Below are 14,941 nucleotides of genomic sequence, written 5' to 3' on the forward strand. Positions count from 1 at the left end.
TCTCGTCGACGACACAGATCGCGGTCTCTTCCAAAGACACGTCAAGTCCGGCAAAATACTTCATGGCTGCTCCTCCTGATGTTTGTGGCGATCTACATCGACCACGTTCTCACATCTCGACAGGAGCAGCCGCCCTCAATCTGGCTCGGGCGAGACCCCAATCACCCCATCTGTTGAAGAAGGATCACGAGTGGCCCTTGAGGATGGCCTCGTCGCCGTTGTGGTAGGCGTATGGGATCTCGATCGAGCCGTCGTCGAGCAATTCAGCGGAGCCATCGCCAGTGGCCTCGTCCATCTCGTCAAAGCCGGCCCATGTGAAGAACACCATATTGGGGCCATAGCTGAGATCGAGGCCGGCTTGCAGGGCGCCAAAGGCGATCTCAAGTATCCATTTGACGCACTTATATCAGTCCAATTTCCGGCCTGTAGCATGCTCCGTCGTCAGCGCCGATCGCAATATGATCCGCTCCCGGCCCCGTTGTTAAACCCCGTCGCCATTCCTGAGAAAACGCCGGGCAACCGACACCTTCTGTCGTGTTTGTCGAATCCGCGACACATTGTTTTCGCCCTGGTTGCCTGCTGCACTCCCGGTCAAATCATTGAACAAAACTCGGAAAAATATTTCTAAGGCTCCCTGGGCGGCAATTGGCATGACTTTTGAGAAGTCCTCTTCGTGAAACGCGACGCGAGGCACTGGTGTTCGTCCAAGTTGTTCTTCGCAGCTGTGGCTCAGGACCTGGGGTGGGCCAATCCGGCAAGCTCCCTGGTTCGACCACGAAGTCCATTTCAAAGGACGGCATGAGAACGAATACAGGATAGCCACCGGCCCCATTGTACGCTCCATCAGCCCTGCAGGCATTCCGCCCTACCCACCTAGATAAGGAGGCAACGATGACTGACCAAAGTGCGTCGGATCGCGAGGAGGAATTTGCGATCTTCAACCATCTTGAGTCAGAAGTTCGCAGCTACGCCCGCAGCTTTCCCGTCGTTTTCGCGACGGCGCGAGGGGCCCAGCTGTTTGCGCGCGATGGGACAGCCTATCTCGACTTTCTCATGGGCTGCTCGAGTTTAAATTATGGGCACAATCCCCCGGAGCTGAAGTCCGCGCTCGCAGATTACATTGCGAGTGACGGCATCACGCATGGCCTCGATCTGTATAACGAAGCCAAGGAGTCTTTTCTGCGAGAGTTCCACGAGACGATCCTTAGGCCGCGCCAACTAGACTACGTCGTGCAGTTTCCAGGCCCGACCGGCGCCAACGCGGTAGAGGCAGCCCTCAAGCTTGCGCGCAAGATCACTGGACGCTCCAACATCATAGCTTTCACCAACGGCTTTCATGGTGTGAGCCTCGGCGCTCTTTCCTGCACCGGCAACCGATACCACCGCGCAGCCGCCGGCCAGTTGCTCGGCGGCGTGACCCGGCTACCCTATGACGGCTATCTTGGGTCCAGCGTGGACACCGCTGACTACCTTGATCGCCTGCTCTCGGATCCCTCCAGCGGCGTGGACGCCCCGGCGGCGGTAATTGTCGAGACAGTTCAGGGCGAAGGCGGCCTCAATGTCGCCGGGACGGAGTGGCTGCGCAAGGTGGCGGCCATTGCGCGCAAACACGGAGCTCTGCTGATCGTAGACGACATCCAGGCGGGTGTTGGCCGGACCGATGCGTTTTTCAGCTTCGAGGCGGCTGGTCTCCGCCCGGACATCGTCACGATGGCGAAATCGATATCGGGCTATGGCCTGCCTATGGCCCTCGTCCTTATCGATCGGCAACTCGACAAGTGGGAGCCGGGAGAGCACAACGGAACGTTCCGCGGCAACTGCCATGCATTCGTCACCGCCCGGGCAGCCCTGGAGCACTTCTGGCGAACGGACAGCTTGGCAGCGTCCGTCAGGGAGAAAGGCAATCTGCTGAAAAGCCGACTTGAGCAGATCGCGCAGAAGTACGACCCAGGCCGAGCGTCAGCCAAGGGTCGTGGCATGATGCGAGGCATCGATCTCAAGTCGGGCGAGGTTGCGGGGCAAGTCATCAGCACCGCCTTCCAGAGGGGCCTCATCGTCGAGACTGCCGGTCCCAAAGACGAGGTCGTGAAGTGTCTGCCACCTCTTGTCATTGGGGAGGATCAGCTTAGCCAAGGCCTCGACATCTTCGAGGACGCTATCGAAAGCGTGATCGGCAGCAACGTGAACACGGCAGCTTGAGAGGTGTTGATGATCGTCAGGGATCTCGACGAAGAGAAACTGATAGCCCGACGTGTCGAAAGGCATCTCCATTGCAAGAGGCCCAGTGGCAGTCGGTAGACCGCGTGAGCGCGGCACCTCACGATGAGCAGTACAGACAAGGAAAAACGCGATGACTGGAGCAATCGGTGACCGGCGAAACCCCATATACGTAAGTAATGTTCCTCAAAAGGGGCGCGGCGTATTTGCCAATATTCCATTCAAAATCGGCGATTTAATTGAAAGAGCTCCGACATGGGGATTTAACAGATCGGATGAAAAACTATTGGAGCGCACGGGACTGTTCAAGTACTACTTTGTTCGACCGACAACTAAACCTATTAGAAATCAACGCTCCGGGTATGTTGTTTTCGGGTTAGCTTCGATAGTGAATCACTCATCCAACCCGAATTCACAAATAGTATGGATCGACGAAGACACGGGCGCGTGGGCAAGCATCGTAGCGCTAAAGGACATACAAGTTGGTGAAGAGATAACCCACAGATATGCCAATATCAACGATTATCCAAGTACCATCACCTTCGTAGAATAATGCGTATGACCTATTCTATTTCCAACCGCTGAGCGAAGGACCATCGGATATGAACGATAACCTTACGATACTGGAACTATCAAAAAGCATCTGGGCACTAGACGACCTGGCCCGCAAGTCCGGCCTTCGGATTGCGACCGGCGAGAATTTTGACGAGTATGTCCGAATCACCAGCAGACTTCCCGGAAAGCCGCCGACCACTCCACACTTCCGTCCGGACTGTTCCGCTCTCCCACCTGGAAAGGCATTTTGGATCGTCGGTCGGGATCGGGAAGGAAGTATAGCGCATGTCCAAGCAATGCGTTTAGACGATATATCCCACACCAGCCTTGCTGAGCATCTTAAATCGCTCAAAGGGTGCTTCGACGACCCTGACCTCAAAGCCGGGCCCAGTTCCTCGTGCATTTGCTCCGCGCCAACGGCTGACACCATGAAGGGGTTGGTGGCATATCATGGCGACGTGTGGTTGCGGGAGGACTTTCGAGGCCGCAACCTCACGAGCTTTGTTGGTCGCCTTGCATTGGGGCTAGCATGGGCCAAATGGTCCCCAGATTTGATTTACGCGCTAGTTGCCGGCTGGAACATCGAAAAAGGTGTAGTGGATCGCTACGGATATCAGCATCGAGAATACGGGTCCATCCTGCGCTTGCCTGCCCTAGGGATAAGCCATGATGACTGGCTAGTTTGGCTCACGCGAGACGAACTGTTGAAGACACTCTCCGGTACTTTCGCATTGCGGACGCGCTGAGAACCTTCTCTGATCCTTCGCAAACGCGAGAGCTGGCCGCAGTCACGCAATCTGTCGTTCGTGACAATCGCGCGCATCATGGAGCGAGCGATTTCGGCCGGCTTTAGGCGCAGTAATGACATTTCGAAATACCTCGCCTTTGGAATTCGGATTGGGTCACCCGGCGCGTCAATTCGGGCGGAGGGCGACGAATGCGGAGGAACGGGGCTGGGACAGGGCCGAGTACGTTCGGACCTTGCAGCCTGCTGGTCTAGAAGCCCTCTGCGTCAGCGGATGATTGAAGATCTGACGATCCGCAATTTGTCACCGGAGATCCAGCGATCCTACGTGCATCACGTGGCGAAGTTCAGTCGATTTTTGGACAATCACCCGATCAACTGGGATACGAAGAGGTGCGCGCCTATCAGGCCCACTTGGTGGGCCGAAGGTCTCGTGGGGCGCGTTGAACCAGACCGTTTGCGCCTTGCGTTTCTTCCACGGCGTGACGCTGGGTCGATCTGATCTGCCTGAGCGGATCGCTTACGCCCGGACGCCGCGCAAGTTGCCGGTCGTGCTGAGCGCCGCGGAGGCGGCGCGTCTGCGGGTGAGCGACATCGATAGCAGCCGGATGGTCATTCGCATCGAGCAGGGCAAGGGCGGCAAGGACCGCTATGTGATGCTGTCGCCGCAGTTGCTGGAGATTTTGCGCGTCTATTGGCGGTTGACCAAGCCGGGGCGATGGCTGTTTCCCCGGCGCGATGGCCGCGGCCCGATTCACCCGCAGACCTTGGGGATCGCCTGTCGAACGGCCTGCGAGTTCCTGGGCGCTGAGAAGCGGGTGACGGTGCACACCCTTCGCCACAGCTTCGCCACCCACCTTTTGGAAGCCGGCACGGACATAAGGATCATTCAGGTGCTGCTGGGCCATCGCAGCCTGGCGACGACGACACTGTACGCCCAGGTCTCAACGGCTGTGATCGGCCGGACCGCCAGTCCTTTTGACCAACTCCACATGGAGATCACGCCGCCCGGCTGAGCCGCGCGCCATGCGCCCCGATCTGGAAGTGGAGGATGTATTCCACCGTCACGGGGCTGATTATCGCCGTGATCATGCCGGCCATCTCGGACGCGTTGAGCGCCGGGTCATGGCCGCGGTGGAGGCGTGCCGGACCGCGGCCCTGGGCGGTCACGCCGAACACTGCACCGACTGCGGCCTCGTGCGGCAGGCCTATAATTCCTGCCGCAACCGCCACTGCCCTAAGTGCCAGGGCCTGCCCGCGCCCAGTGGCTTGCCGAGCGTCAGGCCGAGTTGTTGCCGGTCCCGTACTTCCACGTGGTCTTCACTTGCCGGCCCAGATCGCTGAGATCGCCTTCCAGAACAAGGCGGCGGTCTATACGATCCTGTTCAAGGCCGCATCCGAAGCCTTGAGGGTGGCGGCCGCCGATCCCAAGCATCTGGGCGCCGCTATCGGCGTGGTCGCCGTGCTGCACACGCTTCTCGACAGGCTTTTGCATCATGCCGTCGTCGTTCAGATCGAAGGACCAAGCTACAGGCTACGCCAGCATGCCGAATTGATGCCTGAACACGTCCGTTCGAAAGCCCTGATTACCCCACCGTCCTTCGCTCCACCATCACGGCAGCGCGGTCGGCCGCCGAAAAATACCCAATACTCCATGCCGTCCGAGACGGCATAACTGGGGAATTTTACTTCGGCACTTTTGGGGAAATTTCACCCGGTATTGACAGTCGCGTTGCCTCAAGGAAAATGTTACCGAGTGGGTTCGTTGCCGCACCCTAAAATGTTACCCGTGAAGGCGAATGCCGCCATGATGGCCTCCTCACCACCAAGGACGAATCATGAAGACGAAGATGACGCCTGCTATACGCATGGAACTCGCCAATGCGGTCAGGGGCCGCTACGCGGCCGCAGCGAACCCTTGAAGCTCGAGGAGGAGATACGCCACAAGATCCTGTCGATGAGCGCCGCGACGATCGACCGCTTGCTCCAGATGCCGAGGCGCACCATGCGTACGGGTAACATTCCTGGTGAGGCAGTCGGTAACAAAATTACGTGAGGCAACGCGCCAGTTATTCGCATGTCCGACTTGGTCGGACATGCGACAACGAGAAATGCGTTGACTCGGCTCATATGTGGACGATCCCGGCCGCGCCGGGACGGCTGGAGCGTTATGACTGCGAGTACAAGCGCAACGGCACCGCCAACCTGTTTGTCTTCCTAGACGCGCACCGATCCTGGCGCAAGGTCAAAGTCACCGAGCGGCGTGCGGCACACGAGTTGCCCACTGCATGCGCGATCTCGTCGATATCCATTATCCCGAGGCCGAGCGCATCCGCCTGGTCCTCGACAATCTGTCGACCCACACACGCGCCGCGCTCTATCGGGCCCTGCCGCCATCAGAGGCGCGACGCATCCTCAAAAGACTGGAGTTCCACTACACCCCAAGCAAGCCAGTTGGCTCAACATGGTCGAGATCGAGATCGGCGTTCTGCGTAGCCAATGCCTCGACCGCCGCATCGAAACTCGCGGCAGCCTCATTGCCGAGGTTGCCGACTGGGAAAACCAGCGAAACAACAGCGGCGCCCGCATCAACTAAATGTTCTCAACCAAGCAGGCCCGCCTCAAATTAGCCAAGGCCTATCCAACACCAGCCAAAGAGTCATAACCCCTGTGCAGAACCACTAGTTGCCGACCTGCAAGGGAGCGGACACTGGCGGTCTTCAATCGTCCACTCGGCGCCACAGATCGCGAGTACGGAAAGACAGAGGCAGGCTACCGAATCCGCCTCTTTTTATGCAGAACTCGATTGGGGCAATAAACGGCCAGAAACTGCTCTTAACAGAAGTAAGATTGGGTTGGTGCTGAATCAAATGGCGCTCAACAGAGTTCTAGCGGATGCCGATTCCGAAGTACCGCGTGTGTGCGACATCGAGAATGCGATTGATCAAGCTCGAGTAGCTGTGTCCGGCGGTCGTTGCGGCTAGGAAATAAGAGGAGCTCATACTGAGCTCCGGCGAGTTGATCTCCAGGACAAACGGCTGGCCGGAGCGATCGATCCGGAAATCGACGCGAGCATAGTCCCGGCAGTGACAGGCACGGAAGGTCGCAACCGAGATATCCCGCAGCACCGTCGCCAGCCCGCTCTCGATTTGCGCCGGGCAAATCTTCGGCACCGCCGCGGCCGCCACGTGTTTCGCATCCCAAGTCATAAGACGCGTTTCGCGATCGCCGAAGTCCTGCTCCACCAGAGGCAACACCTCGAGCTCTCCGTTTCCAAGCAGCGCAACACAGATTTCCCGCCCCTCGATGTATTCTTCCACGAGCGCATCCTGCGCATACTGCGTGACGATCACTTCCACGGCCTGCCTCAACTTAGAATGTTCATGTACGAGCTGCAATCCGAGGCTGCTGGCTTCGTGGCGCGGTTTCACCACGACTGGGAATCGCAGGTCGCCGGTACTCTCGGTGCCACGACGCATCACGCGAAAGTTCGGCGTCGGCACGCCCTGATCGCGGATGAGCATCTTGGTAATGACCTTGTCGGCGCCCAGCCCAAACGCGAGCGGGCCCGATCCGGTGTACGGAACGCCGGCCATCTCGAGCATGGCCGGAACGTGGGTGAAACGGCACTCCCCCTGAATTCCGCCCGACCAGTTGAATACGATTCCGGAGGGGCGGCCTTGCGGATCGGGGGGCATGAATTGCTCAAGCGTACTGAGCAGTCCTTTATCGCCTTCGCACAGCAGCGTCTCATGGCCGCCCTCTTGCAATGCCGCCACCAGGCTTTCGCCCTTCTCGCGATCGTTGTACTCCGGACTAGGCTGACCGAACCGGTTAATCACGCCCGCATGATCATGGTTCCACACGACGGCTACCCGCATGAGCTTCTCCTTGGATTTTTGCCTGCTGTCACGTTCATTCGCTCGGATTTGGTTGATTGAGGGGAGCAGCTCGTCTGGACCCCGCGCCCTTCACCGTGTCCCATGCAATCGGCGTGCCACCGAAGAAGTTGTGCGAACAAGAGGGGCAAAACCACGTGTTTCGCACCGCGACTTCGGTCCTTGCGCCCCAGCATGTCGGGTTCCAGACATAGACGTCTTCAACCGGACACGGCTGAACACGACCTCGTGTTCTCTTGGTGCTTAGCATGGAGTCGTCCTGACCTGCGCGAAATCTATCTCGCTTCCAACCGGGCCTCGGCCGAGACGGCAATTGCCGTCTTCGTCGAAAAATATGGCGCGAAATATGCCAAGGCGGTCGAGTGCCTGACGAAAGATCAGAATGCGTTGCTGGCGTTCTACGATTTCCCCGCCGAACACTGGGATCATCTGCGAACGTCCAATCCCATCGAAAGCGTCTTTGCCACCGTTCGCCACCGCACGGTGCGTACCAAGAGCTCGCTATCCTCGAAAACCGGCAGGCTGATGGTCTTCAAGCTGGTCATGGCCGCGGCCAAGGACATGGCGACGATTGAAAGGACAAAATCAGTTGCCGAAACTCATCGCAGGTGCCAGGTTCTTGGACGGAATCGAGGTCATCGAAACGAAGGCGCAGAGCGCCGCTTGATCAGCCTCGTCACCCAAATTCCAGCATAGCTCGCGTCCAGAATGACGGCGACATAAACGAAGCGGGTCGGCAGTGCGAGTGGAGTAAGAAGCGCTGCTGCGCTTCTCCTCCCCGAACCGTACGTGCACCTTTCAGCACATACGGCTCCCTATTCAATCTTGGCCCAGGGCCATAGCAACATCATGATAGTTTGAGGTAACGGTGCTGCGAGATTCGCTCCGGAAGATGTATGGATTGATCTCCGGTTTCCGCCATCGGAACTGCGCCTTGAGACTCGATACCATTCGGCGCAACGCTTTGCCAGCACGGTCTCCGCGTTCACTTCGTCCGTAGACGAGCCAGGTTTTTGCCTTACCCGCATCCGGCGCTCGATACCAGCTCCGCATCAAGGGGCTTGATACGTGACCGATATTTTCGTGCCAGCCAGTGCGCCAGTTTCCAGAACACGACATGGTCAACATGCCGGAAGGTGCGCGCTGTGAAGTCGGTGAACTTATAGAAGGCCGCCCACCCCGCCAGTTGGCGGTTCAGGCCGTCCACCATGTCGACCTTGCCAACATCATGATTGCCGGAAAGGGTCTCGGTCAGTTTGCGAACAAACGCCTTGGCCTTTTCCTGGATATCGTCGTGACGACGGACATGTGCCCGTTCGACCCTAGCTTGCGAATGATCCTATGCCCCAGAAAGACGAACCCGTCATCGACGTGGGTGATATGGGTCTTTTCCATATTCAACGTCAGCTTCAGGCGGTCTTCCAGAACGCGATCGTAATGTTCGAAAAGGAGCGTGGTCGACGTCCCAGCGCGCGTTGGCACGAGGTTCCGCGCTCCGGAATTCATGCCCTGTTGCGGCTTGCTCACGGTCAATGGCCACCAGCTATCGAGCCTATCTGCGCGGCCGATGTGGCCCGATTTGCAACTTGCGACGAATACGAAATTTGTGAGGAACGCGGGTTGGCTTGCTCCAGCGTCGCAGCGTTGATGTGGGAAGCACGGAACTTCCTTGCCTGGGAGAACGATAGCGGCATCGACGGGTGGACGGGCCTCAGCATTAATGACGTTGACCGCTATATAGATTTGCGCGCCGAAACTGACGCGCTGCTCACTGAAGGCTGTAGCAGAGCGGCTTCGCTCGCTGCTGCGTTATCTCCACATCACAGGTCGCGTCACGATGGACCTGTCAGGGCACGTCATAGCCCCGACGCTTTATGCATACGAAGGAATACCGTCAGTACTGGACCGCGGCCAGATAGCCGCTGTGCTGGAGAGCGCCAAGAAGGACAAGACATCGGCGGGCTTGCGAGACCATGCAATCCTGCAACTCCTTGCAGCCTACGGTCTACGGTCTGGAGAGATCCGCCATCTACGGATCGAGGACATCGATTGGCGAACGGAAGCCATCCATGTTCGACACTACAAGACGCGAGCCACCACATTCCTGCCCCTGCTTGAGCCGGTCGGCGAAGCGGTGCTCGCCTATCTGCGTTCCGGACGGCCCGTGACCGATGCCAGGGAGATCTTCATCCGCACGCGCGCGCCCTATCGCAAGCTCGACAAGCTTTACAGCGTGGTTCGCCGGCGGCTCCGTGACGCTGGCGTCCAACCGCCTGGTAAGTGTGGACCTCATATCTTCCGTCATGCGCACGCGGTCGAAATGCTGCGGGCCGCGGTGCCTCAAAAGGTCATCGGCGACCTCCTGGGACACCGTTCGACAGGATCGACGGCTCCCTACCTCAAGCTTGCTACCGAGGACCTCAGGACTATCGCGCTTGACGTGCCGGGCATGGAGGTGCTGGCATGACCGCCCGCTGGCCCGATCCCGACCGCGCGAACATCGGCCGCTATGTCGCGAGCCTTGATCTGCGCAGCATGAAAAGCCGAACCTGTTATCGGCAGGTCTTGCATGGCTTCCAGGATGTCGCCGAACGTTACGAGGCACTCGGTCAAGAAGTGCTGCTGGCCTGGCTACGAGAATCAGCCATTCGCCGGGCGGCATCCACGCTCTTGCACCGCACCCGCACCATTGACCGGTTCCTCGAACGCCTGGTGGAAATCGGCGCGATCGAACGCAATCCCGTCGCCGCTCTGCGCGATGAGTGCAATATCAAGCAGAGCATGCCGATCTGGCGGGCATTGGCGTCGCGGGATCCGGAACAGGCTCTTGCCGAACTGCGCCAGCCTAGCCCGTTCGGCAGCGTACTGGGAAAAATGATGGCCGAGCATGTCGCGATGATGCGGCGCAGAGGATACAAATACACTTCGCAGTCCCTGTTGCTCTTGCGGTTCGACCGGTTCCTGCAGTCGCATCCGGGACCGGAAACCGAACCGCTGAGCGCCATGATCGATCGATGGGCGGCAACGAATGGCACGCGTCACCACGCGGAGGAATGCGAAAAGCTCAAGCGCGTCTTGGCGAAAATCCTTCGTCACCGCGACCCGTCGATGCCTAAGCGGCGACCGGACCCGAGACCGAGGAAGCAGGCCGCCAGGCAATGGCGAAGCCCCATATCTACTCGCCATGCCGACGTGCGACGGATGCTCGACGTCGCACGTACGTATCCGTCGCCACGGGTGCCGCTTCGACCGCGGAGCATGTACACGATGCTGCTGCTGGCTTATTGCGCAGGCTTACGGCGCGGCGAGCTTGCCCGTCTCGATCTTGGTGACGTCGACCTGCAGGACGGTACGATAACCATCCGGCAGACCAAGTTCTTCAAGACCCGGATTCTGCCGCTACCCGACAGCGTTGTAGTCGAGCTTCGGGCCTACATCGATGCGCGGCGGCGTGCCGGTGGATCACAGGACGCGCGCTCCGGCCTGTTCTGGCACGAGCGAGGCGACGGCCATTACACGCCGGAAATGATCACCTGGCTGCTTGCCGACGTCATACGCCGCGCTGGGTTGAAGCCATTGCGAGGAAAAACGGGCCCTCGTGTTCATGATCTGCGTCACTCGATGGTCGTGAACAGGATCCTCGAATGGTACCGGACGGACATCAATCCACAGGATCGCCTGCCGTTCCTCGCGACCTACCTCGGCCATCGGGACATCAACTCTACCCTGGTCTACATCACCGTGACGCAGGACCTGCTGCATTATGCAAATGAGCGGTTCCGGGCAGTTGGCGCACCATGCCTCAATCTGCGGCAGGAGGTGCGGTCATGAGCAGGGATGATCGGTTCCCGGATCTGATGCGTGCGTTCTTCTATGAATGGCTGGTCGAGCAGCGCAACGCGTCCATCCACACAGTCCGGTCCTACCGCGACACCTGGCGGCTATTGCTTCGGTTCGTTGCACAGCGTGCTGGGAAGAAGGTGGCTATGATCACGCTGGCCGATCTGGCCGCCAGCGAGGTCGCCGTTTCTCCGTCACGCCGAACGTGAACGTGGCGGTACGATCGGCACGCGCAACTGCCGGCTTGCCGCGATCCGCAGCTTCTTCCACTTCGTGGCCACCAGGGATCCCGCATCGATCGCTCAATGCGTCGAAATCCTCCACATCCCGATCAAGCGCGCTCCGGTGTCGGCACCTTGCTATCTGGATCCGGCGGAAGTGACGGCGATCCTCGCTCAGCCAAATCGTTCGACCGTTGAGGGCATGCGCGATCATGCGCTGTTCTCGTTCCTCTACAACAGCGGCGCACGAATACAGGAAGCGCTCGACCTGTGCCCCCAAGCAATCCGGTTCGAAAGCCCGAACTGCGTGCGTCTGACCGGTAAGGGCCGGAAGGAACGTATCTGCCCGCTATGGCCGGAAACCGTGATGTTGCTGAAGAAACTGCTTGAACGGCAACCGCGGGCGCCCGACCAGCGGCTGTTCGTCAACCGCTATGGTGAGCCGCCCAGCGCCTCGGGAGTCCGGTTCAAGCTCGCCGCCTACGTGAAGGCGGCGGCCGAAACCATGCCAACGCTGCGTGCCAAGCACGTAACGCCACACGCCTTCCGGCACGCCACCGCCGTGCACCTCATCTCGGCGGGCGTCGACGTTACGGTCATCCGAAGCTGGCTCGGCCATGTGAGCCTCGACACGACCAACCACTATGCCAGGGCCAATCTGGAAACGAAGCGGAAAGCCCTGGAAAAGGTCGCCGTTCCAGCCACACCCGGCGGCCAGCCATCTTGGAAGCGTGATGCAAGCGTGCTCGCCTGGCTCGACACACTCTGAATAATGCGGAGGAACATGGACAAGAACGGCGAAAATCCACCGATCAGGCCGTGCTCCTCCGCATTATGGGGACCTCGTGATTAGTAAAGCGTGGGAAGACGGATGCCGCAGACGCGGCCGCCATCTGTGAAGCCGTGACGCGCCCTCCCATGCGGTTTGTCGCCATCAAGAGCGAAGCCTGCTCGTCGGTTCTGGTTCTTCACCGCACGCGGGACTTTCTGGTTCGCCAACGCACGCAGATCGGCACGCTATCCGAGCCCACATGACGGAGTTCGGCGTCATAGCGGCGGAGGGCGCGCAGAACGTCGATCGATTGAAGGAACAACTGGATCTGCTGCCGGAAGTGGCCCGGATGCCCGTGAGTTTGCTCTTCGATCAGTTGGCTGAGACGAACAAGCGGATCGAGCGGTTGACCGATGACATCGAAGAGACCTACGAGCAAAGCGAGACAAGCCAGCGTCTGGCTACGATCCCTGGTGTGGGGATGCTGACGGCGACGATCATCGCGGCGACGACGCCGGATGTCAATTTTGATTGTGCGAGAGACTATGCGGCGTGGCTCGGCCTCACGCCCAAACCGCACTCCACCGGAGGCAAGCAGAGGGTGGGCCGGATCTCGAAGATGGGCAACCGTTATATCCGACGTTTGCTGTATCTGGGCGCCATGGCGCAGATCATGCTTAGAACGTAGACTCAAGCGCGAGCCGAGATCGGATTGGCTATCAAGCATGTTGAATCGGAAGAAGGCGAAGGTCGTCGCCATCGCTTTGGCGCATCGCATGGCAAGAACAATCTTCGCCGTCCTTAGGGACGGATCGCGTTACGAGCCGCAGGCAGCCTGACAGGCTCTCGGAATGGTCAGGACAAAGTGAGGTGATGGCGAACAAATGGAGACGAAGAACCAGGACACCCCGATCAATCCGAAGCGCCTCGAGCGCGCTCGATTGAGTGGGACCTGTTCTCCAAGCGGATATTCATCAGGGCGCGCAGCGATCCCGTTGCACATTCAGACGCCGTATACATGGCCGCAACCGACCTGTTCACCAAATCCGACCCGACACCCTTGACCCGCAGGAGCCATCCATACATGGATTGAGGTCTGGGCTGTAGGGCGGCAGGAAGAAGAGCCTTGCGCCAGCGGCCCTGACGATGTCGCGGACGGCTTGACCCTTGTGGGAGCCAAGATTGTCGATGTCACCCGGCTTCAGTGTTTTGATGAGTTCGGTTTCGACGTAGACGCGGAAGGCCTGCGCATTGATCGGGCCGTCAATGACCCAAGGCGCCTCTACCCGATCATGGCGTAGCGCGGCGATGAAGGTCATCGTCTTCCAATGGCCATATGGCGCGTGGGCCATCAGCCGCTTGCCGCGCACACCCCAGCCGCGCAATGGTGCCATGTTGGTCTTGACCCATGTTTCATCCAGGAAGACCAGGCGCGTCGGGTCAATGCGGGTCTGGTAGCGCATCCATTGCGCACGCCGGCGCATCAGCTTTGGCCTGAGCTGCTCGGCCGGCAGAATGGTTTTCGACAGCGCGGAACGCGGTGGAAATGGGGCGTGAATTCCTCTTAACCGCGGAGGAATCCTGTCCGCCATTCCCGGGAGGACGCCGGGTAACCGACACCTACGTCGGGTTTATCGAGTCCGCGACACAGTGGTGTTCGGCTCAGCTTCCTGCTGCACTCTCATGTAAGCCATTGACTAGTAAGCGGAAACTTCTGCCCGAAACTCTTACTGCGCAATTGGCACGACTTTTGAAACTCCCCTGTCGCGAGGCGGTAGGAGCTGCCGACCGATATTCATGTCTTGGGAGACATCGCGATCGATGGAACGAAGGAAGGACAGCAGCATATCGGGTCGCGTCAGATATTGGCATTGCGAGAGACGCTTTCGTCCTCGGAGTTTCCCGATGATCCGCGACCCCACCTTGTGTCAACGATCATCATCCGAGACGCTAAAATGAGGACCAAACTCATGATTGGCCTTTATGCATTCACGGCATTCTCGCAGACCGTGTCTGCGGCCCGGCGATGGCGAAGGACCGCCAAGTCGTCCTGGTATCTAATGGCGGCGCCTATGAGAAAGTCATTCGCGAGAACTGGCTCGGCCCCTTCGAACAGGCCACCGGCATCAAGGTTGTCGTCGTCCCGTCCGGCAACACCGCCGAACGGCGTGCCCAGGTGCAGGCTATGATCGCGTCCGGCAACGTCACTTGGGACATCTTCATCGAAGGCGAAATGGACGCGGAGGCGCCGGACCACTTGGCTAGGGCGGACGACATTTCAGACTTCTGCGCCCAGTTCAGCAACCGCGCCGATCTGCCCTCCGGCACTTGCAAGGCATCGGGCGTTCTCTTCGGCCGCGGCGCTACGCTTCTGACTTACAACAAGGAGCGTTTCCCAAATGGTGGCCCCGCGAACTGGCAGGAATTCTGGGACACCGAGACCTTCCCCGGCGCGCGTGCCATGCCCTCCCAGTCGGACGCCTGGCGGCAATTGACCGTAGCACTCGTGGCCGACGGTATCGCTATCAAGGATCTCTATCCGATGGATGTCGACCGCGCCTTCAAGAAGCTCGACGAGTTGAGACCAAACGTCAGCTTGTGGCGGACGACGGGTGACCAGACGACACAGGGCTTCCGCAACGGGGAATATGATGCCGGCTTCATGTGGCTGACCCGCACCACCGCGCTCAAG

12 protein-coding genes and 6 pseudogenes are annotated in these 14,941 nt (G+C 59.3%); 14 read left to right on the plus strand and 4 right to left on the minus strand.

Annotated features, from left to right (window positions below):
• Nucleotides 1–184 precede the first annotated feature (184 nt).
• Complete coding sequence (locus HNQ71_RS34235) at nucleotides 185–328, minus strand: hypothetical protein (protein WP_246462539.1); 144 nt, start codon at nucleotides 326–328, stop codon at nucleotides 185–187.
• 563 nt (nucleotides 329–891) lie between these two features.
• Between HNQ71_RS34235 and ectB the strand changes: the two genes are divergently transcribed.
• The 7 genes and pseudogenes from ectB to HNQ71_RS34275 all read left to right on the plus strand — a co-directional run.
• Entirely contained in the window at nucleotides 892–2,199 is a 1,308-nt protein-coding gene (gene ectB, locus HNQ71_RS34240; protein WP_184879469.1) for a diaminobutyrate--2-oxoglutarate transaminase, read from the plus strand.
• A gap of 151 nt (nucleotides 2,200–2,350) precedes the next feature.
• On the plus strand, nucleotides 2,351–2,770 hold the full coding sequence (locus HNQ71_RS34245) for an SET domain-containing protein-lysine N-methyltransferase (protein WP_184879485.1): 420 nt from the start codon (nucleotides 2,351–2,353) through the stop codon (nucleotides 2,768–2,770).
• Nucleotides 2,771–2,819: 49 nt separating this feature from the next.
• Nucleotides 2,820–3,518, plus strand: a complete 699-nt coding sequence (locus HNQ71_RS34250; RefSeq protein ID WP_184879487.1) for a hypothetical protein — start codon at nucleotides 2,820–2,822, stop codon at nucleotides 3,516–3,518.
• Nucleotides 3,519–3,791: 273 nt separating this feature from the next.
• Nucleotides 3,792–4,533 (plus strand): annotated as a pseudogene (locus HNQ71_RS35625) (tyrosine-type recombinase/integrase).
• 10 nt (nucleotides 4,534–4,543) lie between these two features.
• Nucleotides 4,544–5,033 (plus strand): annotated as a pseudogene (locus tag HNQ71_RS34260) (IS91 family transposase); the annotation flags it as partial.
• Nucleotides 5,034–5,273: 240 nt separating this feature from the next.
• Nucleotides 5,274–5,573 (plus strand): hypothetical protein, encoded by a 300-nt coding sequence (locus tag HNQ71_RS34270; protein ID WP_184879490.1) that lies wholly within the window; start codon nucleotides 5,274–5,276, stop codon nucleotides 5,571–5,573.
• Between the two features lie 83 nt (nucleotides 5,574–5,656).
• Nucleotides 5,657–6,182 (plus strand): annotated as a pseudogene (locus HNQ71_RS34275) (IS630 family transposase); the annotation flags it as partial.
• A 223-nt stretch (nucleotides 6,183–6,405) separates the two neighbouring features.
• Here HNQ71_RS34275 and HNQ71_RS34280 read toward each other — a convergent pair.
• On the minus strand, nucleotides 6,406–7,398 hold the full coding sequence (locus HNQ71_RS34280) for a D-alanine--D-alanine ligase family protein (protein WP_184879493.1): 993 nt from the start codon (nucleotides 7,396–7,398) through the stop codon (nucleotides 6,406–6,408).
• Between the two features lie 273 nt (nucleotides 7,399–7,671).
• Between HNQ71_RS34280 and HNQ71_RS34285 the strand changes: the two are divergent.
• Nucleotides 7,672–8,083, plus strand: a pseudogene (locus tag HNQ71_RS34285) (transposase); the annotation flags it as partial.
• A 351-nt stretch (nucleotides 8,084–8,434) separates the two neighbouring features.
• On the opposite strand, the gene HNQ71_RS35405 reads toward HNQ71_RS34285, so the two are convergent.
• Nucleotides 8,435–8,704 (minus strand): group II intron maturase-specific domain-containing protein, encoded by a 270-nt coding sequence (locus tag HNQ71_RS35405; protein ID WP_343068336.1) that lies wholly within the window; start codon nucleotides 8,702–8,704, stop codon nucleotides 8,435–8,437.
• Between the two features lie 549 nt (nucleotides 8,705–9,253).
• Between HNQ71_RS35405 and HNQ71_RS35410 the strand changes: the two genes are divergently transcribed.
• From HNQ71_RS35410 to HNQ71_RS34310, 5 genes and pseudogenes are all read left to right on the plus strand, one after another.
• Nucleotides 9,254–9,883: a site-specific integrase gene (locus HNQ71_RS35410; RefSeq protein ID WP_246462543.1), complete on the plus strand. Its 630-nt coding sequence runs from the start codon at nucleotides 9,254–9,256 to the stop codon at nucleotides 9,881–9,883.
• Nucleotides 9,880–11,247 carry a tyrosine-type recombinase/integrase gene (locus HNQ71_RS34300; RefSeq protein WP_184879496.1) on the plus strand — a complete coding sequence of 456 codons (1,368 nt, stop codon included), beginning with the start codon at nucleotides 9,880–9,882 and terminating at the stop codon, nucleotides 11,245–11,247. Before HNQ71_RS35410 ends, HNQ71_RS34300 begins: the two co-directional genes overlap by 4 nt.
• Nucleotides 11,244–11,465, plus strand: a complete 222-nt coding sequence (locus HNQ71_RS35415) for a site-specific integrase (protein WP_246462544.1) — start codon at nucleotides 11,244–11,246, stop codon at nucleotides 11,463–11,465. Before HNQ71_RS34300 ends, HNQ71_RS35415 begins: the two co-directional genes overlap by 4 nt.
• A gap of 169 nt (nucleotides 11,466–11,634) precedes the next feature.
• Nucleotides 11,635–12,246 (plus strand): tyrosine-type recombinase/integrase, encoded by a 612-nt coding sequence (locus HNQ71_RS35420; RefSeq protein ID WP_343068335.1) that lies wholly within the window; start codon nucleotides 11,635–11,637, stop codon nucleotides 12,244–12,246.
• An 83-nt stretch (nucleotides 12,247–12,329) separates the two neighbouring features.
• A pseudogene (locus HNQ71_RS34310) lies at nucleotides 12,330–13,088 on the plus strand (IS110 family RNA-guided transposase); the annotation flags it as partial.
• Nucleotides 13,089–13,334: 246 nt separating this feature from the next.
• On the opposite strand, the pseudogene HNQ71_RS34315 reads toward HNQ71_RS34310, so the two are convergent.
• Nucleotides 13,335–13,772, minus strand: a pseudogene (locus tag HNQ71_RS34315) (transposase); the annotation flags it as partial.
• Nucleotides 13,773–14,275: 503 nt separating this feature from the next.
• Here HNQ71_RS34315 and HNQ71_RS34320 point away from each other — a divergent pair.
• Nucleotides 14,276–14,941, plus strand: a 666-nt coding sequence (locus HNQ71_RS34320; RefSeq protein ID WP_184879502.1) for an extracellular solute-binding protein, incomplete at its 3' end; no start/stop codon positions are given.

Source organism: Mesorhizobium sangaii, from assembly GCF_014207355.1.
Lineage (GTDB): Bacteria > Pseudomonadota > Alphaproteobacteria > Rhizobiales > Rhizobiaceae > Mesorhizobium > Mesorhizobium sangaii.

What these genes read in the sequence shown, in the direction of transcription:
- HNQ71_RS34235 (WP_246462539.1), bottom strand. Translation starts at nt 328, where the DNA reads ATGGTGTTCTTCACATGGGCCGGCTTTGACGAGATGGACGAGGCCACT.
- ectB (WP_184879469.1), top strand. Translation starts at nt 892, where the DNA reads ATGACTGACCAAAGTGCGTCGGATCGCGAGGAGGAATTTGCGATCTTC.
- HNQ71_RS34245 (WP_184879485.1), top strand. Translation starts at nt 2,351, where the DNA reads ATGACTGGAGCAATCGGTGACCGGCGAAACCCCATATACGTAAGTAAT.
- HNQ71_RS34250 (WP_184879487.1), top strand. Translation starts at nt 2,820, where the DNA reads ATGAACGATAACCTTACGATACTGGAACTATCAAAAAGCATCTGGGCA.
- HNQ71_RS34280 (WP_184879493.1), bottom strand. Translation starts at nt 7,398, where the DNA reads ATGCGGGTAGCCGTCGTGTGGAACCATGATCATGCGGGCGTGATTAAC.
- HNQ71_RS35410 (WP_246462543.1), top strand. Translation starts at nt 9,254, where the DNA reads ATGGACCTGTCAGGGCACGTCATAGCCCCGACGCTTTATGCATACGAA.
- HNQ71_RS34300 (WP_184879496.1), top strand. Translation starts at nt 9,880, where the DNA reads ATGACCGCCCGCTGGCCCGATCCCGACCGCGCGAACATCGGCCGCTAT.
- HNQ71_RS35415 (WP_246462544.1), top strand. Translation starts at nt 11,244, where the DNA reads ATGAGCAGGGATGATCGGTTCCCGGATCTGATGCGTGCGTTCTTCTAT.